Annotated in this window: 24 protein-coding genes and 2 pseudogenes; 22 read left to right on the top strand and 4 right to left on the bottom strand. The window is 37.9% G+C overall.

Going from position 1 to position 22,864, the window contains the following annotated elements:
- Positions 1 to 138 precede the first annotated feature (138 nt).
- Entirely contained in the window at positions 139 to 1,065 is a 927-nt protein-coding gene (locus ACXYSK_RS03305) for a metal ABC transporter solute-binding protein, Zn/Mn family (protein WP_458625028.1), read from the top strand.
- A 7-nt stretch (positions 1,066 to 1,072) separates the two neighbouring features.
- Positions 1,073 to 4,105, top strand: a complete 3,033-nt coding sequence (locus ACXYSK_RS03300; protein ID WP_458625027.1) for a pneumococcal-type histidine triad protein — start codon at positions 1,073 to 1,075, stop codon at positions 4,103 to 4,105.
- A gap of 29 nt (positions 4,106 to 4,134) precedes the next feature.
- Here ACXYSK_RS03300 and pepT read toward each other — a convergent pair whose 3' ends face one another.
- From pepT to ACXYSK_RS03285, 3 genes are all read right to left on the bottom strand, one after another.
- Positions 4,135 to 5,358 carry a peptidase T gene (gene pepT, locus ACXYSK_RS03295; RefSeq protein ID WP_458625026.1) on the bottom strand — a complete coding sequence of 408 codons (1,224 nt, stop codon included), beginning with the start codon at positions 5,356 to 5,358 and terminating at the stop codon, positions 4,135 to 4,137.
- Between the two features lie 22 nt (positions 5,359 to 5,380).
- Positions 5,381 to 6,754 (bottom strand): tRNA uridine-5-carboxymethylaminomethyl(34) synthesis GTPase MnmE, encoded by a 1,374-nt coding sequence (gene mnmE, locus ACXYSK_RS03290; protein WP_303942788.1) that lies wholly within the window; start codon positions 6,752 to 6,754, stop codon positions 5,381 to 5,383.
- 113 nt (positions 6,755 to 6,867) lie between these two features.
- On the bottom strand, positions 6,868 to 7,050 hold the full coding sequence (locus ACXYSK_RS03285; protein ID WP_001117401.1) for a 4-oxalocrotonate tautomerase: 183 nt from the start codon (positions 7,048 to 7,050) through the stop codon (positions 6,868 to 6,870).
- A 123-nt stretch (positions 7,051 to 7,173) separates the two neighbouring features.
- On the opposite strand from ACXYSK_RS03285, the gene ACXYSK_RS03280 reads away from it, so the two are divergent.
- The 14 genes from ACXYSK_RS03280 (at position 7,174) to ACXYSK_RS03215 (ending at position 17,927) form a co-directional block, all read left to right on the top strand.
- Positions 7,174 to 7,764, top strand: a complete 591-nt coding sequence (locus tag ACXYSK_RS03280) for a thymidine kinase (protein WP_458625025.1) — start codon at positions 7,174 to 7,176, stop codon at positions 7,762 to 7,764.
- Positions 7,761 to 8,840, top strand: a complete 1,080-nt coding sequence (prfA, locus tag ACXYSK_RS03275; protein WP_458625024.1) for a peptide chain release factor 1 — start codon at positions 7,761 to 7,763, stop codon at positions 8,838 to 8,840. Before ACXYSK_RS03280 ends, prfA begins: the two co-directional genes overlap by 4 nt.
- Entirely contained in the window at positions 8,840 to 9,676 is an 837-nt protein-coding gene (gene prmC, locus ACXYSK_RS03270; protein ID WP_458625023.1) for a peptide chain release factor N(5)-glutamine methyltransferase, read from the top strand. The genes prfA and prmC overlap by 1 nt, the downstream gene beginning before the upstream one ends.
- Positions 9,660 to 10,262: an L-threonylcarbamoyladenylate synthase gene (locus tag ACXYSK_RS03265; RefSeq protein ID WP_176602639.1), complete on the top strand. Its 603-nt coding sequence runs from the start codon at positions 9,660 to 9,662 to the stop codon at positions 10,260 to 10,262. Before prmC ends, ACXYSK_RS03265 begins: the two co-directional genes overlap by 17 nt.
- 1 nt (position 10,263) lies before the next feature.
- The gene (locus ACXYSK_RS03260) at positions 10,264 to 10,710 is read left to right on the top strand and encodes a GNAT family N-acetyltransferase (RefSeq protein ID WP_458625022.1); all 447 of its coding nucleotides are present in this window, start codon (positions 10,264 to 10,266) and stop codon (positions 10,708 to 10,710) included.
- Positions 10,707 to 11,963 (top strand): serine hydroxymethyltransferase, encoded by a 1,257-nt coding sequence (gene glyA / locus ACXYSK_RS03255; RefSeq protein ID WP_458625021.1) that lies wholly within the window; start codon positions 10,707 to 10,709, stop codon positions 11,961 to 11,963. The genes ACXYSK_RS03260 and glyA overlap by 4 nt, the downstream gene beginning before the upstream one ends.
- Before the next feature lie 6 nt (positions 11,964 to 11,969).
- The gene (locus ACXYSK_RS03250) at positions 11,970 to 12,944 is read left to right on the top strand and encodes a nucleoid-associated protein (protein ID WP_458625020.1); all 975 of its coding nucleotides are present in this window, start codon (positions 11,970 to 11,972) and stop codon (positions 12,942 to 12,944) included.
- Positions 12,944 to 13,546, top strand: a complete 603-nt coding sequence (locus ACXYSK_RS03245; protein ID WP_458625019.1) for a lysozyme family protein — start codon at positions 12,944 to 12,946, stop codon at positions 13,544 to 13,546. The genes ACXYSK_RS03250 and ACXYSK_RS03245 overlap by 1 nt, the downstream gene beginning before the upstream one ends.
- Before the next feature lie 81 nt (positions 13,547 to 13,627).
- A complete protein-coding gene (locus ACXYSK_RS03240) occupies positions 13,628 to 14,602 on the top strand; it encodes a DUF1002 domain-containing protein (RefSeq protein ID WP_458625018.1) in 975 nt (324 codons plus the stop codon).
- A gap of 73 nt (positions 14,603 to 14,675) precedes the next feature.
- Positions 14,676 to 16,031: a 23S rRNA (uracil(1939)-C(5))-methyltransferase RlmD gene (rlmD, locus tag ACXYSK_RS03235; protein WP_458625017.1), complete on the top strand. Its 1,356-nt coding sequence runs from the start codon at positions 14,676 to 14,678 to the stop codon at positions 16,029 to 16,031.
- 193 nt (positions 16,032 to 16,224) lie between these two features.
- Complete coding sequence (locus ACXYSK_RS03230) at positions 16,225 to 16,413, top strand: hypothetical protein (protein WP_000179769.1); 189 nt, start codon at positions 16,225 to 16,227, stop codon at positions 16,411 to 16,413.
- A gap of 62 nt (positions 16,414 to 16,475) precedes the next feature.
- Positions 16,476 to 17,240 carry an ATP-grasp domain-containing protein gene (locus tag ACXYSK_RS03225; RefSeq protein WP_458625016.1) on the top strand — a complete coding sequence of 255 codons (765 nt, stop codon included), beginning with the start codon at positions 16,476 to 16,478 and terminating at the stop codon, positions 17,238 to 17,240.
- A 211-nt stretch (positions 17,241 to 17,451) separates the two neighbouring features.
- Positions 17,452 to 17,637: a hypothetical protein gene (locus ACXYSK_RS03220; protein ID WP_458625015.1), complete on the top strand. Its 186-nt coding sequence runs from the start codon at positions 17,452 to 17,454 to the stop codon at positions 17,635 to 17,637.
- 47 nt (positions 17,638 to 17,684) lie between these two features.
- Positions 17,685 to 17,927: a GNAT family N-acetyltransferase gene (locus ACXYSK_RS03215; protein ID WP_458625403.1), complete on the top strand. Its 243-nt coding sequence runs from the start codon at positions 17,685 to 17,687 to the stop codon at positions 17,925 to 17,927.
- A gap of 47 nt (positions 17,928 to 17,974) precedes the next feature.
- Here ACXYSK_RS03215 and ACXYSK_RS03210 read toward each other — a convergent pair.
- Positions 17,975 to 18,358 (bottom strand): annotated as a pseudogene (locus ACXYSK_RS03210) (Rgg family transcriptional regulator); the annotation flags it as partial.
- Between ACXYSK_RS03210 and ACXYSK_RS03205 the strand changes: the two are divergent.
- The 6 genes and pseudogenes from ACXYSK_RS03205 to ACXYSK_RS03180 all read left to right on the top strand — a co-directional run bounded on the left by ACXYSK_RS03205 (position 18,295) and on the right by ACXYSK_RS03180 (position 22,664).
- Positions 18,295 to 18,685, top strand: a pseudogene (locus ACXYSK_RS03205) (VOC family protein). The pseudogenes ACXYSK_RS03210 and ACXYSK_RS03205 sit on opposite strands and share 64 nt — an antisense overlap.
- A gap of 64 nt (positions 18,686 to 18,749) precedes the next feature.
- Positions 18,750 to 19,064, top strand: a complete 315-nt coding sequence (locus ACXYSK_RS03200) for a TfoX/Sxy family protein (RefSeq protein ID WP_006153684.1) — start codon at positions 18,750 to 18,752, stop codon at positions 19,062 to 19,064.
- A 361-nt stretch (positions 19,065 to 19,425) separates the two neighbouring features.
- A complete protein-coding gene (locus tag ACXYSK_RS03195; protein WP_458625014.1) occupies positions 19,426 to 20,178 on the top strand; it encodes a lysostaphin resistance A-like protein in 753 nt (250 codons plus the stop codon).
- Positions 20,179 to 20,266: 88 nt separating this feature from the next.
- Positions 20,267 to 20,758 carry a nucleotidyltransferase gene (locus ACXYSK_RS03190; protein ID WP_458625013.1) on the top strand — a complete coding sequence of 164 codons (492 nt, stop codon included), beginning with the start codon at positions 20,267 to 20,269 and terminating at the stop codon, positions 20,756 to 20,758.
- A 244-nt stretch (positions 20,759 to 21,002) separates the two neighbouring features.
- Entirely contained in the window at positions 21,003 to 21,788 is a 786-nt protein-coding gene (locus tag ACXYSK_RS03185) for an alpha/beta fold hydrolase (protein ID WP_458625012.1), read from the top strand.
- Positions 21,789 to 21,809: 21 nt separating this feature from the next.
- Entirely contained in the window at positions 21,810 to 22,664 is an 855-nt protein-coding gene (locus ACXYSK_RS03180) for an ADP-ribosylglycohydrolase family protein (RefSeq protein ID WP_458625011.1), read from the top strand.
- Positions 22,665 to 22,864 lie beyond the last annotated feature (200 nt).

Genomic DNA, 22,864 nt, shown 5'->3' with positions numbered 1-22,864 from the left:
CGATTAAAAGTCTTAGAGATATTTTTACTATCGGTAAAATTTTGGGAAAAAGCAAAGTTTTAGCTTGACATCTTAAATTTTAAGGAGTAGAATGTTTACTAGTTAATTAAATGGTTAAACACTAGTTAAGGAGTTGTGATGAAAAAAAGAAGTATCCTTTGGCTTATGCTGCCCTTCTTTGCTCTCGTTTTAGGAGCTTGTGGACAAAAGGACAATCAAGAAAGCAAGGAAGCCAAGGGAATGAAAATAGTGACCAGTTTTTATCCAGTCTATGCCATGGTTAAAGAGGTTTCTGGTGATTTAAATGATGTTCGGATGATTCAGTCTAGCTCCGGTATTCATTCCTATGAACCATCCGCAAATGATATTGCAGCTATTTATGATGCTGATGTCTTTATTTATCATTCACATACCTTGGAGTCATGGGCAGGAAGTTTAGATCCGAACTTGCAAAAATCTAAGGTAAAAGTCATAGAAGCGTCTGAACGTATGACCTTGGAGCGTGTGCCTGGCTTGGAAAATATGGAAGCCGGAAACGGTGTTGATGAGAAAACATTGTATGACCCTCACACCTGGCTTGATCCTGAAAAGGTTGCAGAAGAAGCACAGATTATTGCTGACAAGTTATCCGAACAGGACAGTGCTAACAAGGAAACTTATCAGAAAAACGCACAAAGTTTTAGTGATAAAGCTCATGAACTTACTAAGAAGTATCAACCAATCTTTGAAAAATCAAGTCAGAAGACATTTGTAACGCAACATACGGCCTTTTCTTATTTGTCCAAACGGTTTGGTCTAAATCAACTTGGTATTGCTGGTATTTCTCCTGATCAAGAACCAAACCCAAGACAACTGAGTGAAATCCAAGAATTTGTTAAGACCTATAAAGTTAAAACTATTTTTACAGAGAGCAACGCTTCGTCTAAAGTAGCTGAAACGCTTATCAAGTCAACAGGTGTGAGTCTTAAAACTCTCAATCCTTTAGAGGCAGACCCACAAAATGATAAGTCTTATTTAGATAATTTAGAAGAGGATATTGCAATACTAGCAGAAGAATTGAAATGAGGAAATTATGAAGATTAATAAAAAATATTTAGCAGGATCTGCAGTGGTCCTTGCCTTAAGTGTGTGTGTCTATGCTTTAAATCAACATCAAGCACCTGAGAAAAAAGAAAGCAATCGTGTATCATATGTTGATGGAAAAGAATCTGAAGCTAAGAAAAATGAATCCCTGACACCGGACCAAGTTAGCAAGAAGGAAGGAATAGAAGCTGAGCAGATTGTTACTAAGATTACAGACCAAGGATATGTGACATCACATGGCGACCATTTTCATTTTTACAATGGTAAGGTACCATATGATGCCATCTTTAGCGAAGAGTTAGTCATGAAAGATCCAAACTATCAGTTGAAAGATGAAGATATTGTTAATGAGATTAAGGGTGGCTACATTATCAAGGTGGATGGGAAATACTATGTCTACTTGAAGGATGCTAGTCATGCAGATAATATACGTACCAAAGAGCAAATTGAGCGCCAAAAACAAGAACATACTTCAGATCAAACTAGTGTAAGCACTGAAGTTCTTTCTGCTAGAGCACAAGGTCGATACACAACCGACGATGGGTATGTCTTTAATCCTGCGGATATCATAGAGGATACAGGTGATGCATTTATCGTTCCTCACGGAGGTCATTATCATTATATTCCTAAGAGTGATCTGTCAGCGGGTGAATTAGCTGCCGCAAAAGCTTATTTATCTGGCAATAGTTCAGCTCTCAGTCAACCCTTGTCACTGACACCGAATAATGGTGTTTCTGCAGCAGATGATGGTTATGTCTTTAACCCTAATGATATTGTCAGAGATACTGGCGATGCTTATATCGTACGACATGGGGACCACTATCACTATATCCCTAAATCATCTCTTAACAATCATCAAGCACAATCTAACACTCCAAGCTTAGAAAGTCCTTCTAATTCTACACCAAATAATCCGTTACCACATGTTCACCATGAAGAAGAGGAACACGATCATGGTTTTGATGCAAATAGAATTATAAGTGAAGATTCAGAAGGTTTTGTTATGAGTCATGGAGATCACAATCATTACTTCTTTAAGAAAGATTTGACACCTGAGCAAATCAAGGCAGCACAAGATCATTTGAAAGCTAAGTCACCAGTGACACCAAGTCCAAGTCATGAGGACCATGATGAAGATGAGCATGATCATGGCTTTGCAGCTGAGCGAGTGATCATTGAAGATGAAAAAGGTTTTGTGGTTTCACATGGAGATCATGCCCACTATTTCTTTAAGAAAGATTTGTCAGCAGAACAGATTAAGGCAGCACAAGAACATTTGCATAGACACCATCAGGCAGAGCCTGTAAAACCTCTTGCCAAGACTGTTGAAAGTTTCTCTCGAGATGCCAGCGATGAAGAAAAGATGGCTTATATCTCTAAAACCTATGGTGTTCCGCTTGAAGCGATCCGAATTTCAAATGGATTCTTTGTATTCGGAAATCCAGACCAGGCTTATGACCCAACTCACATTCACCCTTATGCGGTTCGAAAGGAACACGTTCGAATTCCGCTTCAAACAGGTGATGCAGAGCTTGATTTTCTAAACGAACTCTATACAACTGCACTTCGTGACGGTGTCTCTCCTTATAGTTTGCAGGTTGAAAATGATAGCTTCGTCATACCCCATGGTGACCATAACCACTACATTAAAGTTCAGACTAAAGGTTATGAAGTTGCTTTGAAACATAAGATTCCTGCCTTGCAATCCAACTACCAGCCAGGAGCCTTTGATGAAGCGACTGTTCAAAATAAGGTTGACCAGCTTCTAGCAGAAAGTCGAGAAGTTTATAAGGATAAACCAATTCTACAGAGACAGATCGAGCTTGCTTTGGGACAATTTTCTGAAAATATGAAGAAGCTCTCAACCAACTCTACAGCTGGGTATCTAGCTGCATTAGATCTCTTTGACAAACAGTATATCCATGTTGATGCTAGCGTAAAACCAACAGAAATCAGTCCTTTAGACAAGAAATATCAAGCTTTAGTAGATAAGATTAATACCTTGGATACAGATGCATATGGACTTCCTAAGAAGGATCTCTTGACTCAGCTTCAGGAAAACAAATTGGCTCAAGATGAGGCTGGTTTAGATGCAGTAGAAGCAAAACTACAAGCTCTTCAAGACTTTAATGATCGAACTGGAGTTACAACAGTTGAGTACATTAAGTATTTCTATCAACATTTATCTGATAATCACTTAAATGACACTCTTAGAAATAAAGTTGCTAACTTAACTTGGACACTTTATCAATCACAATCCTTCCTTAAGGCGACTGACTTGAACAAACTATTCCCAGAAATCTATCAAACAAAATTGGAAGTTGAAGAAGCTCTGAAGAATGAACCTGGTACAAGTAAGCCTTCTGAAACAATCTTAGATACAGAAAAAGTGGATGGCCATAGTGCAAAAACTGCAGTCTATGAGTTTTTGAAAGGTTTGTATGATGATATTAAGCCTGAGGAACAAAGCAATCATGTTCGAAAAGCTCAAGTAGAAGAACTCTTAACAAAAGCTGAAGAATTAGTGGCTCAAGTCAAAGAAGAAGGCGTAAGAGCTTCACTCGCTGACGAGGTGAAAAACCTGAAAGCTGCTCTAGAGAAAGACGATGCAGACCTTGATGAACTAAACACGCAAGCCCAAGACCTTCTGAAGCGTATTTCACAAACTATTCAAACTGAACGTGAGAATGCTAATCAAGACCCAGAAGTTTTAGTTCTCTATCAAAAATTATATAATGGAGTCCTTGCCCTTCATACTTATTTGGAAATGAATAATGGTTCTGATGCGGATTTTGAAAAAGTGGATGCTTTGTTCGATAAATTGTCAGCTGCAAGTAAAGACAAACAAGCTCTTCTAGCACTTGCGCAAGAAATTGTCTCATTAAACCAAGAACTTCAATCCAAAGCTAAGCCGAGTGAAGCAAGTTCTGAAACAACTACCAAACAAGCAAGCGACAAACAAGCTGAATCAAGCAATCCAACAACAAGTTCTCCAGAAACAAGTGAGAAAGAAGTCAACTAAAAAAAGAAGTAGCTTTGCTACTTCTTTTTTTAGTCTTTGTAAGATACAATGCCAATAATGGTATCGACTGCACGTTCCATGGTTTGAAGGCTGACATATTCAAAACGACCGTGCATATTTTCGCCACCAGCGAAGATATTTGGAGTAGGAATTCCCATGAAGGAAATCTTAGAACCATCTGTTCCACCACGAATAGGCTCGATAATAGGTGTAATATCAAGATTTTCCATCACTGATTTAGCGATGGTGATTGGAGTCATATCCTTTTCGATAACTTCCTTCATGTTGTAGTATTGGTCTGTCAAAGTCAGGGTTACACGATCACTACCAAGTTCTTGGTTCATCTTGTCAGCAATAGCATGCATTGCAGCTTTACGCCCTTCGAAGCTTTCTTTTTCAAAGTCGCGAATGATGTAGCTAGCACGCGCTTCCTCAACAGTACCAGTTATATCCATGAGATGGAAGAAACCTTGGTAACCCTCAGTCAATTCAGGTCGGTCACCAGCTGGGAGTTGATTGTGGAAGTCGATGGCTAACTGGAGAGCGTTGACCATTTGTCCTTTAGCTGTTCCTGGGTGAACATTACGACCTTGGAAATGAAGTTCAGCACCGGCGGCTGAGAAGGTTTCATATTGCAATTCTCCTAGAGGTCCGCCGTCAACTGTATAAGCGAAGTCAACATCGAAGTCCTTTGCATCAAATTTGTTGGCACCAACACCGATTTCTTCATCAGGACCGAATCCAACTCGAATTTCACAGTGTTTTATTTCAGGATGAGCGTTCAAGTATTCGATAGCTGTCATGATTTCAGCGATACCAGATTTGTCATCAGCACCGAGAAGCGTAGTCCCATCTGTAGTAATCAAAGTTTGGCCGGGATATTTCTCTAAACTCTTAAAATCAGCTGGATCAAGTTTGAAACCAGAATTCCCAAGTTCGATAACTCCACCGTCGTAGTTTTCAATAACCTGAGGATTAACGCCTTCAGCATTAAAATCTGCCGTATCCATGTGTGAGATAAAGCCAATCTTACGAGTTAAACTTGGATCGTTGGCTGGTAGAGTACCGATAGCGAAACCGTTTGGCAAATAATAGACATTTTGTAAACCAACACGTTTCATCTCTGGGATGAGGACATTGGTTGCGAAGTCTACTTGGCTTTGAGTACTAGGTGTTGTCGTTGAGTTTTCGTCAGAACGTGTATTGACTTTGACGTAGGTCAAGAAGCGTTCTAGTAGTGTTGGATAGTTCATCATAACTCCTTTTTATAATTTTTTATTTACCTAAACAAAATTGGCTAAACAATTGAGTAATGAGTTCATCTGGCGCTGCATCACCGGTGATTTCCCCAAGAATTTCCCAAGTACGTGTCAAATCAACCTGAAGTAAGTCAACGGGCATGCCAAGCGCAAGACCTTCATTAACAGCTTGTAGACTTTCAACTGCCTTTTCAATTAATGAAATATGTCGAGCGTTGGATAGATACGTAGCATCTTGTTCGACTAGTCCTGCATTTTCAAAGAAAAGGTTGTTAATCCGTTCTTCAATCTTGTCAATGTTTTGATTTTTAAGGACAGAAATACGGATGACATCTTTAGGAAGTTCGTCAGTTTCAATAGCTTCTGGTAAATCAGTCTTGTTAAGAAGAATAATACGGTTGGTATCTTGGCTAATTTCGAGAAGTTGTCGGTCTTGGGGAGTAAGAGGTTCACTAGCATTTAAGACAAGCAGTACCAAGTCAGCCTCCTTGAGTGCTTTTTTGGAACGTTCGACACCGATTTGCTCGACGATATCATCCGTTTCACGAATACCTGCAGTATCAATCAATTTAAGTGGGACACCGTTGATATTAACGTATTCTTCGATGACATCGCGCGTAGTACCCGCAATATCGGTTACGATAGCCTTGTCTTCACGTAAGAGGTTGTTAAGAAGGCTTGATTTTCCTACGTTTGGACGACCAATGATGGCTGTTGAAATTCCCTCACGAAGGATTTTACCACGACGAGCTGTTCTAAGGAGATTGGTTAATAATTGTTCAAATTCCATAGTTTTTTCACGAACAACAGCAGTAGTGGCTTCTTCAACGTCGTCGTACTCAGGATAGTCGATGTTCACTTCAACTTGTGCCAGAGTATTGAGAATCTCTTGGCGCGTATTGTTAATGAGCTCAGAAAGGGAGCCATCTAACTGCTTGACCGCAATATTCATGGCTTTGTCTGTCTTGGCACGGATGATATCCATAACGGCCTCAGCTTGAGTCAAGTCTACGCGACCATTGAGGAAGGCACGTTTAGTAAACTCTCCAGGCTCAGCCAAGCGAGCACCTTCACGGATAGCCAATTGGAGAATTTCATTAGTTACGGCGATTCCACCGTGGGTATTAATTTCAATAATATCCTCACGAGTAAAGGTCTTTGGAGATTTCATAGCACCAACCATGACCTCGTCCATAACCTTCCCTGTCTGAGGATCAACGATATGTCCGTAGTTTAGAGTGTGACTAGCAACCTTGCTCAAATCCTTACCTTTAAAAATTTTCTGGGCGATCGTAAAACTATCTGTTCCACTTAAACGAACAATCCCAATAGCCCCTTCACCAAGCGGAGTCGAGATGGCTGCGATGGTATCAAATTCACGTGTAATCATTTCATTTCCTTTTTACAATTTATATACAAATATCACTTAAAATTGTAACAAAATATAGTGTTTTATTCAACGAATGCCACTTATAAAGAAAAGCCTAAGCAAATTGCTTAAGCTTACTTAGTGCGCATTTCACCTTGTGGGAAATAAGTTCCTTCAGGCATATCGTTAATAATAACGTGAACAGCTGACTGAGGTGCTCCTGTGTTACGAACAACAGCTTCTGTTACTTCCTTAGCTAGGGCTTTCTTTTGCTCTAGCGTGCGTCCTTCAAATAAATCAATGCGTACAAATGGCATAATTGCGTCCTCCACTAGTTATTTGATTTCTTCTATTTTACCACATTTTGCCATTTAAAGCTTTGAGAAATTATGGTATACTAGAATGTAGAAAAAATTTAGAAATGGACGTGAAATAGAAGCATGGCACAGTTGTATTATCGTTATGGGACCATGAACTCTGGAAAAACCATCGAGATTCTCAAGGTAGCCTATAACTATGAGGAGCAAGGAAAAGGAGTTGTGATTATGACTTCAGCTCTGGATACACGTGACGGTGTTGGCTATGTTTCAAGTCGCATCGGGATGAAAAGACCAGCAATTGCTATTGACGAAACAACAGATATCTTTGGATTTATCCGAGATTTACCTGAAAAACCTTACTGTGTACTTGTCGATGAAGCCCAGTTTTTAAAGCGTCACAATGTTTACGACCTAGCTCGTGTTGTCGATGAGTTAGATATACCTGTTATGGCATTTGGTTTAAAAAATGACTTTCGAAATGAATTATTTGAAGGTTCCAAACACCTCTTGCTCTTAGCAGATAAGATCGATGAAATCAAGACCATCTGTCAGTATTGTAAGAAAAAAGCGACTATGGTCTTGCGTACGCAGGACGGACTGCCTGTTTATGATGGTGAACAAATCCAGATTGGTGGAAATGAAACCTATATCTCAGTTTGCCGCAAGCATTATTTTGCCCCTGAAATCAATAAGGAGAATAAGAAAGAATGAATATCTATGATCAACTACAAGCAGTAGAAGACCGTTATGAAGAATTGGGAGAATTGCTGAGTGACCCTGATGTGGTCTCTGATACCAAACGTTTTATGGAGCTTTCAAAAGAAGAAGCTTCTACTCGTGATACCGTTACAACCTACCGTGAATACAAACAAGTTCTTCAAAACATTGTCGACGCTGAGGAAATGATTAAGGAATCAGGTGGAGATGCGGATTTGGAAGAAATGGCCAAGCAAGAACTCAAGGATGCTAAGGCCGAAAAAGAAGCGTACGAAGAGAAACTAAAAATCTTGCTCCTTCCTAAAGATCCAAACGATGATAAAAACATTATCCTAGAAATCCGTGGTGCAGCTGGTGGAGATGAAGCAGCTCTCTTCGCTGGAGATCTTCTAACTATGTACCAAAAGTATGCTGAAGCCCAAGGTTGGCGCTTTGAAGTCATGGAAGCTTCTATGAATGGTGTTGGTGGTTTTAAAGAAGTGGTTGCCATGGTATCAGGTCAGTCTGTTTACTCTAAACTTAAGTACGAATCAGGTGCCCACCGTGTTCAACGTGTCCCTGTGACAGAAAGCCAAGGTCGTGTACACACTTCAACAGCGACAGTTCTGGTCATGCCTGAAATCGAAGAAGTTGAATACGATATTGATCCAAAAGACCTTCGTGTCGATATCTACCATGCCTCTGGTGCTGGCGGACAGAATGTCAACAAGGTTGCGACTGCTGTTCGTATCGTTCACTTGCCAACCAATATCAAGGTTGAGATGCAGGAAGAACGTACCCAGCAGAAAAACCGTGAGAAGGCTATGAAAATCATACGTGCGCGTGTGGCAGACCACTTTGCACAGATTGCCCAAGATGAACAAGATGCTGAGCGTAAGTCTACTATCGGTACCGGTGACCGTTCTGAACGTATCCGTACTTATAACTTCCCACAAAACCGTGTCACGGACCACCGTATCGGTTTGACTTTGCAAAAGCTTGATACAATCCTTGCTGGTAAGTTGGACGAAGTGGTGGATGCCTTGGTTCTTTATGATCAAACACAAAAATTAGAAGAATTAAACAAGTAATGAAATTAGCTCAACTATTTAAAGATTTTGAGGAAAAGTTAATAGTACAAGGAGAGGAAGCAGAAAGCCTCTCTTTTGTCTATCGTAGCCTGAAAAATCTATCTTTTACAGACTTCATCTTTACCCTTCAGCAAGAAGTCACTTATGAAGATTACAAATTTGTAGAGAACATTTTCATCAAGCTAGCTAGCCATATTCCTGCCCAGTACATTATAGGTCATGCTGAATTCTTTGGGATGCAGTTAAAAGTAGATGAGCGAGTTTTGATTCCTCGCCCAGAGACAGAAGAGTTAGTGGAACTCATTTTGACTGAGAATCTAAAGGACAATCTCAGAGTTCTGGATATCGGAACAGGAAGCGGAGCCATTGCCCTTGCTTTAGCTAAAAATAGAGCAGATTGGTCAGTCACAGCTGCTGATATTTCACAAGATGCATTAGACCTAGCATCGGAGAATGCAGAGCGTTTAGATTTAGAGATCACATTTATCAAATCTGACTGTTTCTCCGAAATTTGTTCAAAATATGATATAATTGTATCCAATCCACCATACATTTCTCGAGCAGATGAGGAAGAAGTTGGTTTGAATGTTCTGCATTTAGAGCCGCATTTAGCCCTTTTTGCAGACGAGGAAGGTCTAGCGATTTATCGCAGAATCGCGGAAGAATCAAAGGACCATCTAACTGATGGTGGTAAGATTTATCTTGAAATTGGCTACAAACAAGGTCAAAGTGTACCCGCTCTCTTTATGGAAAATCTTCCTGAGAAACGAGTTCGAACGCTCAAAGACCAATTTGGCCAAGATAGGATGGTTGTCATTGATGATGGAGAAAATTAAGCAAGAGTTGGAAAAGGGTGGAGCAGTAGTTTTGCCAACTGAGACAGTTTATGGCCTTTTTGCGAAAGCTTTGGATGAGAAGGCTGTTGACCATGTTTATCGGCTCAAACGTCGCCCTAGAGATAAGGCTCTCAATCTCAATGTTGCTAGTTTAGACGATATCTTGAACTTTTCCAAGAATCAGCCACCTTGTTTACAACAACTTGTTAAAAGTTTTTTGCCAGGGCCTTTAACCATTATCCTAGAAGCTAATGACAAGGTCCCTTACTGGGTCAATTCAGACTTGACGACTGTTGGATTTCGCATGCCCAGTCATCCCGTCACTCTAGAATTGATTCGTGAGTTTGGTCCCTTAATCGGCCCGTCTGCTAACATTTCAGGACAGGATAGCGGTGTGACCTATAAGGAAATTCTGCAGGATTTTAACCAAAATGTTCTAGGTTTGGAAGACGATGCTTTTTTAACTGGTCAAGATTCGACTATTATAGACTTATCTGGCAGCAAGGTGAAGATTCTACGCCAAGGTTCGATAACTCGAGAAGATATCCTTGCCAAGATACCTGAAATTCCTTTTGAGGAGGTATGATATGCTACGTGAATTAAAAGCGACAGATGTCGAAACAATTTGTGCCATTAACAAAGAAGCGCTAGGTTATGCTTTTAGTCCAGAGGAAACGGCTGGTCAACTAGCTAAGTTGACACAAGACTCCCATCACTTCCTACTTGGTTTTGAGGATTCAATTAGCCATGATTTACTTGGTTATGTTCATGCTGAGGTTTATGAATCCCTTTATTCAAAACCAGGTTTTAATATCCTGGCTTTAGCTGTTTTACCTCAAACACAAGGTAAAGGAATCGGTAAAACATTGCTTGAAGGATTAGAACAGGAAGCAGAAAAACGTGGCTATAACTTTATTCGCTTAAATTCTGCAGACCATCGTACAGGGGCGCATGCATTTTATGAAAGAGTTGGTTATACCTGCGATAAAATGCAGAAACGATTCATTAAATTAATAAAAGGAGAAGACCTATGATTTTTGACAAAGATGATTTTAAAGCCTATGACTCGGATCTTTGGAATGCCATTGCCAAAGAAGAGGAACGCCAACAAAATAATATTGAATTAATCGCTTCAGAGAACGTAGTCTCTAAGGCTGTTATGGCTGCTCAAGGGTCTATCTTAACTAATAAATACGCCGAAGGTTATCCAGGACGTCGTTATTACGGTGGAACTGATGTAGTAGATATTATCGAAACTCTAGCTATCGAACGTGCGAAGGAGATTTTTGGAGCAAAGTTTGCTAATGTACAACCCCACTCAGGAAGTCAAGCCAACTGTGCAGCATACATGGCTTTGATTGAGCCAGGTGATACAGTTATGGGAATGGATTTGGCTGCAGGTGGTCATCTGACTCACGGGGCTCCTGTAAGCTTCTCAGGTCAAACCTACAACTTTGTTTCATACAGCGTTGATTCTGAAACAGAACTCTTGGACTTTGATGTCATCTTGAAACAAGCCCAAGAAGTAAAACCAAAACTAATTGTTGCTGGTGCTTCAGCCTATTCTCACATTATTGATTTTTATAAATTCCGTGAAATCGCAGATGCAGTCGGTGCTAAGCTTATGGTCGATATGGCTCACATTGCTGGTTTGGTTGCTGCTGGTCTTCATCCAAGTCCAGTACCATACGCCCATATCACTACAACAACGACCCACAAAACCCTTCGTGGTCCGCGTGGTGGTTTGATTTTGACTAACGACGAAGAGCTTGCTAAGAAAATTAATTCAGCTATTTTCCCGGGTATCCAAGGTGGTCCTTTAGAGCATGTTGTTGCTGCTAAGGCTGTTGCCTTCAAAGAAGTCTTGGATCCAGCCTTCAAGGAATATGCTGCTAATGTCATCAAGAACAGTAAGGCTATGGCTGAAGTATTCCTGAAAGATCCTGATTTCCGTATTATCTCTGGTGGCACTGAAAACCACCTCTTCCTAGTGGATGTCACTAAGGTTGTAGAAAGTGGAAAAGTAGCTCAAAACTTGCTGGATGAGGTCAACATTACCCTAAATAAGAACTCTATCCCTTATGAAACCTTGTCACCATTTAAGACTAGTGGTATTCGTATCGGAGCGGCAGCAATTACTGCTCGTGGTTTTGGTGAAAAAGAAAGCCGTCAAGTTGCTGAACTTATTATTAAAGCCCTTAAGAATGCAGAAAACGAAGCTGTCTTAGAAGAAGTGAGAAGTGCAGTCAAATCCTTGACAGATGCCTTCCCATTATACGAGGACTAATATTTTATGGACATTTATATTAAGAAAGCTATTATCCATCAGTTCAGCCCTGATGACATAGAGTTGTACTTAGCGGATAAATTTCTCAATATCACTCCTAAAATTGAAGAATACTTGCGTAAAAAAGTGGAGCGTGTGTATTCGGACGATGCCAAAACTGGGATTTTTGAAGAAGATAATCCATTTTTCAACCATATTTCAGAAGATTTAATGGCAACATCTGTGACAATAGCAAACCTTTGGAAAGAAGAATTTTCTGTATCTGAAAATCAAAAGACAAACGATTTGGTCTTTGTACAGTTTTCAAAAGAAGGATTGGAACACTTTGCTTTCCTTCGAATTGCATTGCGTGAGACCTTGACGCACTTAGGTGGCGAAGTTGATAATCCAATTAAGTTGACGCAGAATAACCTTCCAGGTTTTGGAATTGGAGCTGATGAAGCCTTAGTAGTTAACCTTCAAAACCGTAAATATCACTTGATTGAAAAACGCATCAAGTATAATGGAGCCTTTTTGAACTATTTTTCTGAGAATCTTATTCAAGTGCAACCAAAGATTTCACCTAAGAAATCAATCAAGGAACTTGAAAAAACGGCTCAAAAAATTGCCGAAACCTTTAATGCGGATGATTTTCAATTTCAATCAAAAGTAAAATCTGCGATTTTCAACAATCTTGAGGAAAACAATGAGCTCTCTCCAGAAAAATTAGCCAATGATCTCTTTGATAATAATCTAACAGCTCGTCTCAGTTTTATTGATCAGGTCAAAGAAGCAGTGCCAGAGCCTGTTCAGTTTGATGAGATTGATGCCAGTCGTCAGTTGAAGAGATTTGAAAATCAGAAACTTTCCTTGTCAAACGGGATTGAACTAATCGTACCAAACAATGTCTATCAAGATGCAGAATCCGTTGAGTTCATCCAAAACGATAATGGAACCTATTCTATCTTAATCAAAAACATCGAGGATATTCAAAATAAATAATGTTTAAAATTATACGAAGAGTGCTGGTACTAGCAGTCTTCCTTTTCGCTGGATACAAAGCCTATCTCATTCGTCAGGATGTCAAACAAGTTATGACCTACCAACCCATGGTACGTGAAATCTTGAATGAAAGAGATACTCCAGCAAACGAAGAGCTTGTGCTCGCCATGATATATACAGAAACCAAAGGTAAAGAAGGAGACGTGATGCAGTCTAGTGAGTCTGCTAGCGGTTCTACTGATACCATTAACGATAACGCTAGTAGTATTCGTCAAGGTGTTCAAACTTTGACAGAAAATCTCTATCTGGCTCAAGAAAAAGGAGTGGATGTCTGGACAGCCATTCAAGCTTATAACTTTGGGCCATCTTATATTGATTTTATCGCCCAAAATGGGAAAAAGAATACGATTGCTCTAGCTAAACAATATTCTAGAGATACAGTTGCGCCGACATTAGGGAATACAACAGGAAAAACCTATCGCTACATCAATCCTATTTCCATTTTTCAAGGTGGAGAACTTTATGTCGATGGGGGAAACTATTATTACTCAAGACAGGTTCAAGTAAATCTCTATATCATGAAAATTTTTAATCTATTTTAAGCATCTAGAAATTCTAGGTGCTTTTATAAGTTTTCTTTAAGGATACTTTAATATGCTAGAGTGGAAAAGGAGGAACGTCTCATGCGAAAGAAATTCTTTCTGACTAGCGCTGCAGTACTTTTAGCAGTTGCAACACTGCAAAGCGCCCAGGCAGCTACTGATGTTCAAAAAGTCATTGATGAAACTTATGTTCAACCTGAGTATGTCTTGGGTTCTTCACTAACAGAAGATCAAAAAAATCAAACACTTAAAAGACTAGGCTATGATGCCTCTAAAGATACTAAAGACTTGAAGACTATGACACCCGATGTCTACTCAAAAATTATGAATGTCGCCAACGACTCTAGTCTTCAACTTTATTCATCAGCAAAAATTCAAAAACTAGGTGAAAAATCTCCACTTGAAGTCAAGATTGAAACACCAGAAAATATCACAAAAGTGACCCAAGACATGTACCGTAATGCGGCTGTTACCTTGGGTGTCGAGCACGCACGTATCACCGTTGCAGCGCCAATCCCAGTTACTGGGGAAAGTGCTCTAGCAGGTATTTACTATTCCCTTGAGTCAAATGGTGTAAAATTACCTCAAGAAAATAAAGACTTGGCTCAAGAAGAGCTCAAGGCCTTGTCTGATATTAACGATGAAAACAAGGACAAATCAGGATTCGATGCCAATAAACTGAACGTTGCACTTGCTGATATCAAGGCTGCAATCGCTAAGGCTAAAGAGTCTAAAGATGAGCTTACTGAGGATGATGTTCGTAAGATTGTTGAAGATACCTTGAAGAACTACAAACTTGATCAAGTGGTTACAGGTAACCAGGTCAATGTCATCATCAACTTTGCCTTTAATCTTTCAAAGAGCGATATTCTTAATAACGAAGACTTTACAAAGACTCTAAAAGATTTGAAACAAAGTATCGTTGCGCAAGCTGGTGACAGTTTCAGCAATATCGACCTTAACTTTGACGCCAATAAAGCTATTCAAGACGGTGGGAATATCCTCAGCTCTATTTGGCAAGCCATCCTTGATTTCTTCAAGAGTTTTGGTGCTTAAGTCAATTCATGGTATAATAGATGGTAACAGGATTGTTGCCGTCTTTTTTTGCGGCTTATAGAAAGTGAAAATTATGCTAAAGAAAAATGATATCGTAGAAGTAGAGATTGTCGATTTGACCCATGAAGGAGCAGGTGTTGCCAAGGTAGATGGCTTGGTCTTTTTTGTAGAGAATGCTCTTCCGACTGAGAAAATCCTTATGCGAGTACTGAAAGTCAATAAAAAGGTTGGTTTTGGTAAGGTCGAGGAATATCTTACGCAATCACCACATCGCAACCAAGACTTAGATTTGGCTTACCTGCGTTCAGGGATTGCTGACTTAGGGCATCTAGCTTATCCAGAGCAACTCAAGTTCAAAACCAAGCAAGTGAAAGACAGTCTTTATAAGATTGCTGGTATCAGGGATGTAGAGGTTGCTGATACTCTTGGTATGGAAAATCCTATCAAGTATCGTAACAAGGCTCAGGTTCCTGTACGTAGAGTAAATGGTGTTCTAGAAACTGGTTTCTTCCGTAAGAATTCTCACGACCTTATGCCGTTGGAAGATTTTTACATTCAGGATCCAGTCATTGACCAGGTTATTCTTGCATTACGTGATTTAGTCCGTCGATATGACTTGAAGCCTTATGATGAGAAGGAACAGTCTGGCTTGATTCGTAACCTTGTTGTGCGTCGTGGCTATCATTCAGGTCAAATCATGGTTATTTTGGTGACAACTCGTCCTAAAATTTTCCGTGTGGAACAGTTGATTGAACAATTGATTAAGCAGTTCCCAGAAATTATGTCTGTTATGCAGAATATCAATGACCAGAATACCAATGCCATTTTCGGGAAAGAATGGCGTACACTTTATGGTCAAGATTACATTACTGATCAAATGTTGGGTAATAATTTCCAAATCTCTGGACCGGCCTTTTACCAGGTCAATACAAAAATGGCGGAGAAACTCTATCAAACAGCCATTGACTTTGCGGAGTTAAGAGCAGAGGATGTGGTTATTGATGCCTACTCAGGAATTGGGACTATTGGACTATCAGTTGCTAAACACGTTAAGGAAGTTTATGGCGTAGAAGTCATCCCAGAAGCCGTGGAGAATAGCCAGAAGAATGCTAGTTTAAATGGCATCACCAATGCCCGCTATGTATGTGATACAGCGGAAAATGCTATGAAGAACTGGCTCAAGGAAGGCATCCAACCAACCGTTATTTTGGTCGACCCACCACGCAAGGGCTTAACCGAAAGCTTTATCAAAGCAAGCGCCCTAACAGGAGCTAAACGCATCGCCTATATCTCCTGTAACGTTGCCACCATGGCGCGTGATATCAAACTCTACCAAGAATTAGGCTATGAATTGAAGAAGGTTCAGCCGGTTGACCTATTTCCGCAAACGCATCATGTTGAGTGTGTAGCTTTGCTGGTAAAAGCCTAGAAAACCTTGAACGAAAGGGATAATCGAAAGCCTTGATTGTAAGGCTTTTTATAGTTAAGTCTTTATTACTAAATACTGAATACAAAATATTAAAAAGGTATAAAAGTATCCTAATTTAAATATTTATATTTTAAAAAGAAAATAATTGACACAAGTGTAACACCTGTGATAGAATTGACTTGAGGTGAAGAAAATGGCAACTGATAAAAATAGAATAATGATTAGCTTGGATGATAAAAATCTAGAGAAACTTGAAAATTTAGTAGAAGATGCTAGAGATAGAAGAGGAATGCGACTAACAAAGTCCCAAGTTATAGAATTGCTCCTAAATACTGTTGATTATTTCGATGATATTATGGGAGCTATTTACTCAAAAAAATAACAGCAAAAATGCTATTATTTTTTTACCAACAGGTGCAACACTAGTGATATAGGAGTGATAAAATGGTTGTTTATATTAGACAAAGCAAACTACCAAGTGAGGTTTCAATTAATAAATACAATGCTCAAGTAGGTGCATACTTACAAGGAGAAGAAGTTATTTTATATCAATCTTTTTCTGAAATAGAACAGTTAACAAGTGAAGATACAGTTGTAGATTATATAACGGAGACTAGAGCATTACTAAAAATGATGGGGTTAAACGTTCCGGTTTATGACTATCCTATTGAGCTCAAAGAGTTTTATGGTCGAAAGATTTATGAAGGCGTTTTGGGAGAGATTGTAAATATACCTGATAATTGGGGAAAATTTATTAAGCCTAAAGCTGGTTCAAAAGTCTTTACTGGAAGAGTTGTTAACGGAACCCGTGATTTGATAGGTATTGGTTTACCTTTTGACTATCCTATATGGATTAGTGAGGTTGTAGAATTCATAGCAGAATGGCGTTGTTTTGTGTTAGATGGTCGCGTATTAGATGTTCGACCCTATACAGGTGACTATCATGCACAATTTGATCCTAGTGTAATTGATGAAGCCATATCATGTTGGAAAGATGCGCCAATAGCTTATGGACTAGATATCGGTGTTACTAGTGATGGCAGGACACTTGTTGTTGAAGTAAATGATGGTTATGCATTGGGAAATTATGGCCTATCTCCTTTAAATTCGATCAATTTTCATAAAGCTAGATGGAAAGAAATGGTAAAACCTTATTTTGAAAAAAACGATGTTTTTAATATGCCTGAAAATGAAAATATAAGTCTCTAAAGGAACAGAAGTAAATCTGTGTTTAACTGCAACTAGTAAGTTGCAGTTTTTTATTTTGAATAATGATATAATAGGATAAGAAAATAATGAAAACGCTATATATTTGAAAGTTGAATAGGAAAGTAGAAAGTATGAAAACAATTGATATGATTATTAAATCATCAACTGATTTAGTTATGTATCTTACATAAAGAGAAAGGAATTAATTATCATGAAATTATCTTTGTATAGTGAAGTTGAACATTACCATTCTTTAAGTTCTTATTCTTTAAATGATATTACACATACTGATACCCCAAAAAATATTATTGAAAAGTCTAAAAAAGATAAGGATAGATACCCAATAGTAATACTTAATAAAGACCATAAAGTAATTGGTTTTTTTGCCTACACCTAAACACTGGTCCTAAAGAGTACGGCTATTATCAAAACGATTATGCGCTTATTAGAGGATTTTCTATTGATGATAATTTCAGAAATCAAGGATATGGTTCTAATGCTCTGAATGGAATATTTGAATTCATAGATTCAACTTTAAAATTAGAAATTAACCATATTATATTGGCTGTAAATGAAAAAAATATATTGGCTCAAAAAGCATATAGAAATTCAGGTTTTTTTGTTGTGAAAAAAGATTTAGAAGGAAAAAGGGGGAAATTAATTATTATGGAGAAAAGCAAAAACTAGTATCATTACTAGTTTCTGCTTTTCACTAAGTCTTTAAAGTTAGTATTCTATCTTATTTCCACATTTTGAGAGAAATGATCTATATACTGAGATTTCATATTTTGCTCTTCTAAAATATCAAAGACTTGGATAGCCTGTTTCATTTTTTCAACACCAGTATCTAAATTCTTTTTAAATTCAAAGTAGCCCTTAGCATAAAGGAAAACAGTTTGTTCATAGTAATTTAATTCGTTATCTAATAGTTTTGTAATCTCTGCAATAAGAAATGTGCAATTATGAAATTTTTCTTTATCAATACTTAATATCAAACAATTAATGGCAAGTTGAGTAACTAATCTTTTATTTGTTTTGTTTAGGTGTGAAAGATATGGAAAGGTCAATAAAGTTTTATAGAGATGGTTTAGGATATAAGACTGATTGCAGAGAAAATAATCCGTCAGTATGCTTTTTTGATACTCCGGGAACAAATTTTGAACTATTTCCTTTGGAACAATTAGCAAAAGATATTGATGAAAATAATCCACCAAAAGGGAATGGATTTTCAGGAATTACATTAGCCTACAATGTTGAACATAAAGAAGATGTAGAGACTGTAATTGCATTAGTAAGAAAAGCAGGTGGAAAAATTGTAAAAGAGCCAAAGGAAGTATTTTGGGGTGGATAATCACGCATATTTTTCGGATTTAGATGGATACTATTGGGAAGTTTCATGGGGACCGAATTTTCAATTTGATGAAAATGGATTGCTGAAATTTTGAGGATAAATAGGGAAAGAGTTTGCCATAAAGTAAGGAATATTTGATTTTGAAGGAGGTAATCATAGTGAATGAATTTAATGAATTTGTTCGTGAGATTTTTTCTGCAGCAGGTGATATTGTCATAAGATCGATGATGGGCGGCTACCTTATATATTTTAACGGTAAGCTGATAGGTGACATTTGCGATAATGAACTATTTTTAAAGAGAACGCCGACATCGGACAAACTTCTTGCAGACTCAGAATTGCGTTATCCGTATGAGGGTTCAAAGACATTGATGTATGCATTCGACAGATTTGAGGATATGGATTTGATTACAGAGCTACTGAAAGGTATGTATGCGGAACTGCCAGAAAAGAAACCCAAGAAAGCTAAATGAGACAAACAAGCTTCAGTTTGTTGAATTTAGCAAGGTACAAGTTTTTATGAGATGAAGCCTATAAAATATGTACGGATACTGTAGGGTAAGAAAAGAAAAAATATTTTCATTCTAAAGTTTAAGTTTAAACATTAACTCTATCCCTTTCGTTCTATAATATAGAAGTTTACTAGCACCACATGTTGAGTGTGTAGCTTTGCTGGTAAATGCGTAAAAACCTTCTAACAAAAGGGATAATGAAAAGCCTTGATTGTAAGGCTTTTTGCATTTTTGTGATAGAATATGGTTAGTTTTAAAGCGAGAGCAACTAAGAAGCAGAAAAAAATATTAGATATAAATTAATCAAGATAAGGATGATAAAATGACAGAAATTGATAAAAAGAATTTAAAAAATTATCTTTGTTATACATTTGGAATTACTTATATAGCTTGGGGACTTCTTTCCGTATTAACACAATCTGATATTTTGGGGTTAGAAACGTTTATAGGGAGAATATTACATATAGTGGGTGCACTTGGACCAGCTATTGCAAGTGGATTATATTTGAAAAGTAAAAATGTAAAATTTAGACATTTTTTATTTAATAAGAGAGATAATAGTAGTATTTATTTCATTATTCATATGTTAGCAATTTTGATACTATTTTCTGTATCTTCTTTAGAATTAAATGGAGTATCCATTTATTTGATGCCACTATTCTTTATACAAATGATTTTTTTCGGTGGTGGACATGAAGAATTAGGATGGAGAGGAATATTACAACCGTTACTTGATAAGAAATATACTTATTGGCAATCTAATTTGATTGTAGGTTCAATCTGGGGAATTTGGCATCTACCTTTATGGTTTATAGTTGGAGAAAGTCATCAAGGATTTCCTTTTATTTTATTCTTTATATATACATTATTTTTAAGTTTTGTTTTAGGGCTTCTTTACCGTCAAACGAAATCTGTGTGGTACTGTATATTATTTCATTCATTCGCAAATTTGTTAAATCTCTATTTTGTTTTAAAAATTAATGTTATTTTTATTATCATTTTTATTGCTTATTTAATTTATACAATATTGGCGAGTAATAGAATTAGTAAGGAAAAGAATTTATATCCAAAATAACTGGATATACTCTAGAAAATGAAGATGATTTTGTTCAAGGGAATAAAGTAGAAATAACGAAGATTTATATGAAAGGTTTAGAGTAATCATGAGTCTCTTATTTGAAGAATTTAAAACCATTTGTTTCCATTTAAATCGAGTCGGAATTACACCGACACTGATGGGTTCTTTGGGATTGGAGTATAGAACGAAAGAAAATTGGGAACCGTCTGACATTGACATTCATGTGCCTGGTGACCCTAGAGGTTGGGAAGCACCTGATCATCTCAGAATTTTTGACTGGGACAAGATAATGAAAGTGATGGAAGACTTAGGCTACGTCTTAATAGATATTCATGAGCATGAATTCAAAAAGGATCGAGTGAGTGTTGAATTTGGAAGTATTGATTCCTTACCTGATTTTGCAGGAGTTTTGGAATCGGATATAGAGCTTATTCACATTGAAGGCATCGCTTTTCGTCTTCCAAGTCTGGAGCAGTATCTAAGTATTTACAAAGCTTCTTCTCAAGACTCCTATCGAAATGATCACAATGACAATAAGGATTTTAAAAAAATCGAGTGGCTGGAAAGACATTTGTAAATTATCATATGAAAAGTAGTGAGTTGTAAAACTGGCTGCTATGTTATTTTTATTATCATTTTGGTTGGTTATTTAATTTATAATATATTTGCTAGTAATAGAATTGGTAAGGAAAAAATATTTTAAATTTTTGATCAGCTTAACTATTATCGAAAGTAACGATTGATGTATTTAGATCACTGCTTCTTTAAACAGTTTAAACAAGGACGTATCTATTGAAAGTCTCACAGTAAGGAGTTTATATATGAAATTCCATGAATTTGGTGATAAGAATTTGCCTTCTATCTTGCTGATACATGGCGGTGGCAGTTCTTGGTGGAATTATCTTCGTCAAGCACGAATCTTGTCAGAAGAATACCATGTTATTCTACCTACTTTGAATGGCCATGGCGAAGAATATCAAATCGATTATGTTTCTACTGAAGATTCTGCTTTGGAGATTCTAGACTATGTCAAAGCAAACTGTGGAGGGAAATTATTTGCGATCGGTGGTGTTTCGCTCGGAGGTCAAATTGCCATGGAGCTTTTGTCATTAGACAGCGAGATAGCTGAGAAGGCCATCATAGATGGAAGCCTCTGTATTCCACAACCAAGGTTAGCTAAAATCAGCATCTTTCTAGTATCTATTTTTGGCAAACTGATGTTTAGTAAATTCTCATGTAAACTCCAATTAGGCATGATGGACAAAATTTATCCTAAACTGGCTTATCCAGAGGAGATAAAAGCATATTATTTGGAGGATCTGCCAAGGACGCCTTTCAAAACATTGGTGACCATTTACAAAACCTATATGGGGCGTTACAAGCTCAAGGACACGATTTCTACAAGCAAGTCGCAGGTTTTGTATATCTATGGTGAAAAAGAATTAAACTGTGTGAAAGCGTCGGCGAAATTATTTCAGCAGCTACATCTCAACACGATCCTGTATGAATCAAAGGGCTATAACCATGGTTATCTATCAGCTTACCTGCCTCAAGAGTGGGTTGATTTGGTTGAGCCGTTTTTAAAGAGTGATTCATTGGAAATCTGATATGCTGTAAGGAGGAATCTTATGCTAGGAGCAATTGTGGGAGATATTGTTGGTTCTGTTTACGAATGGGACAATATTAAAATGAAAGACTTTCCATTATTTCGTGAGGATTGTTTTTTCACTGATGATACGGTTATGACCTGTGCTGTTGCAGAAGCCATTATGAATGGCGGTCAGAAGGATGACTTTATTGATGCCATGAAAAAATATGGTAGGATGTATCCCGATGCAGGTTACGGTGCAAGATTTGGTAATTGGGTTGATGGCGACGATCGAGAACCTTATAATAGCTTTGGCAATGGCTCAGCAATGCGTGTTTCTCCATGTGCCTGGGTCATGGATTGTAGTTTCTGCGCCAGAACAGGAGCCTGGCCTTCCAGGAGAGCTCTTGCACGACTTTCTGCAGAGGTGACTCATAATCATCCAGAGGGTGTCAAGGGAGCTATGGCAACCGTTGATGCTATCTTCATGTGTCGCTTTTACTTTGGAGGTTACTGTGGGGATTATGAACAACCAATCAATGATACCCCTATAGAGTGCAAGAGACGCATCAAGGAACACATAGAGCAAGAGTATGGGTATAACCTTTCTCAATCACTAGATGAAATTCGTCCTACGTATCGTTTCAATGAAACGTGTCAGGATACAGTTCCTCAGGCAATCATTGCCTTTCTAGAAAGTACAGATTTTGAAGATGCGATTCGAAATGCGATTTCCCTTGGTGGGGATAGTGATACTCTCGCTGCAATAACAGGAAGTATAGCAGAGGCAGCTTATGGAATTCCTGAGTGGATTAAGGAAAAGGCCTATACATATCTAGATGAGCCTTTAAAAGATGTGCTTAGACGGTGGGAGAAAGAAGTTTCAATATCATAATGGAGACTAACTAGTCAATATAAAACTATGAAAAATAAGGTTAAGGAAGTTGAGCAAATCATCGGGTAAAGAGTTATCGCCTTACGAGAAGAAAAGTTGGAAACAAACTTGACAAAGACATGAACTTGACCACTGAAAAATAGCAAAGCGACGAGATAAGAAACAATCTCGTCGCTTTTTCTTTATTTAAAGTTAATGTT

Source organism: Streptococcus sp. V919 (genome assembly GCF_054353475.1).
This window is presented reverse-complemented; position numbering and strand designations above follow the sequence as displayed.

Excerpts from the sequence above, each read along its gene's own strand:
- ACXYSK_RS03230 (WP_000179769.1), top strand. The coding sequence starts at position 16,225 with ATGGCAACTGATAAAAATAGAATAATGATTAGCTTGGATGATAAAAAT.
- prfA (WP_458625024.1), top strand. The coding sequence starts at position 7,761 with ATGAATATCTATGATCAACTACAAGCAGTAGAAGACCGTTATGAAGAA.
- ACXYSK_RS03305 (WP_458625028.1), top strand. The coding sequence starts at position 139 with ATGAAAAAAAGAAGTATCCTTTGGCTTATGCTGCCCTTCTTTGCTCTC.
- ACXYSK_RS03180 (WP_458625011.1), top strand. The coding sequence starts at position 21,810 with ATGCTAGGAGCAATTGTGGGAGATATTGTTGGTTCTGTTTACGAATGG.
- ACXYSK_RS03250 (WP_458625020.1), top strand. The coding sequence starts at position 11,970 with ATGGACATTTATATTAAGAAAGCTATTATCCATCAGTTCAGCCCTGAT.
- prmC (WP_458625023.1), top strand. The coding sequence starts at position 8,840 with ATGAAATTAGCTCAACTATTTAAAGATTTTGAGGAAAAGTTAATAGTA.
- ACXYSK_RS03280 (WP_458625025.1), top strand. The coding sequence starts at position 7,174 with ATGGCACAGTTGTATTATCGTTATGGGACCATGAACTCTGGAAAAACC.
- ACXYSK_RS03195 (WP_458625014.1), top strand. The coding sequence starts at position 19,426 with ATGACAGAAATTGATAAAAAGAATTTAAAAAATTATCTTTGTTATACA.
- ACXYSK_RS03190 (WP_458625013.1), top strand. The coding sequence starts at position 20,267 with ATGAGTCTCTTATTTGAAGAATTTAAAACCATTTGTTTCCATTTAAAT.
- pepT (WP_458625026.1), bottom strand. The coding sequence starts at position 5,358 with ATGAACTATCCAACACTACTAGAACGCTTCTTGACCTACGTCAAAGTC.
- ACXYSK_RS03240 (WP_458625018.1), top strand. The coding sequence starts at position 13,628 with ATGCGAAAGAAATTCTTTCTGACTAGCGCTGCAGTACTTTTAGCAGTT.
- ACXYSK_RS03265 (WP_176602639.1), top strand. The coding sequence starts at position 9,660 with ATGATGGAGAAAATTAAGCAAGAGTTGGAAAAGGGTGGAGCAGTAGTT.
- rlmD (WP_458625017.1), top strand. The coding sequence starts at position 14,676 with ATGCTAAAGAAAAATGATATCGTAGAAGTAGAGATTGTCGATTTGACC.
- ACXYSK_RS03285 (WP_001117401.1), bottom strand. The coding sequence starts at position 7,050 with ATGCCATTTGTACGCATTGATTTATTTGAAGGACGCACGCTAGAGCAA.
- ACXYSK_RS03260 (WP_458625022.1), top strand. The coding sequence starts at position 10,264 with ATGCTACGTGAATTAAAAGCGACAGATGTCGAAACAATTTGTGCCATT.
- ACXYSK_RS03245 (WP_458625019.1), top strand. The coding sequence starts at position 12,944 with ATGTTTAAAATTATACGAAGAGTGCTGGTACTAGCAGTCTTCCTTTTC.
- glyA (WP_458625021.1), top strand. The coding sequence starts at position 10,707 with ATGATTTTTGACAAAGATGATTTTAAAGCCTATGACTCGGATCTTTGG.
- ACXYSK_RS03185 (WP_458625012.1), top strand. The coding sequence starts at position 21,003 with ATGAAATTCCATGAATTTGGTGATAAGAATTTGCCTTCTATCTTGCTG.
- mnmE (WP_303942788.1), bottom strand. The coding sequence starts at position 6,754 with ATGATTACACGTGAATTTGATACCATCGCAGCCATCTCGACTCCGCTT.
- ACXYSK_RS03225 (WP_458625016.1), top strand. The coding sequence starts at position 16,476 with ATGGTTGTTTATATTAGACAAAGCAAACTACCAAGTGAGGTTTCAATT.
- ACXYSK_RS03220 (WP_458625015.1), top strand. The coding sequence starts at position 17,452 with ATGAAATTATCTTTGTATAGTGAAGTTGAACATTACCATTCTTTAAGT.
- ACXYSK_RS03300 (WP_458625027.1), top strand. The coding sequence starts at position 1,073 with ATGAAGATTAATAAAAAATATTTAGCAGGATCTGCAGTGGTCCTTGCC.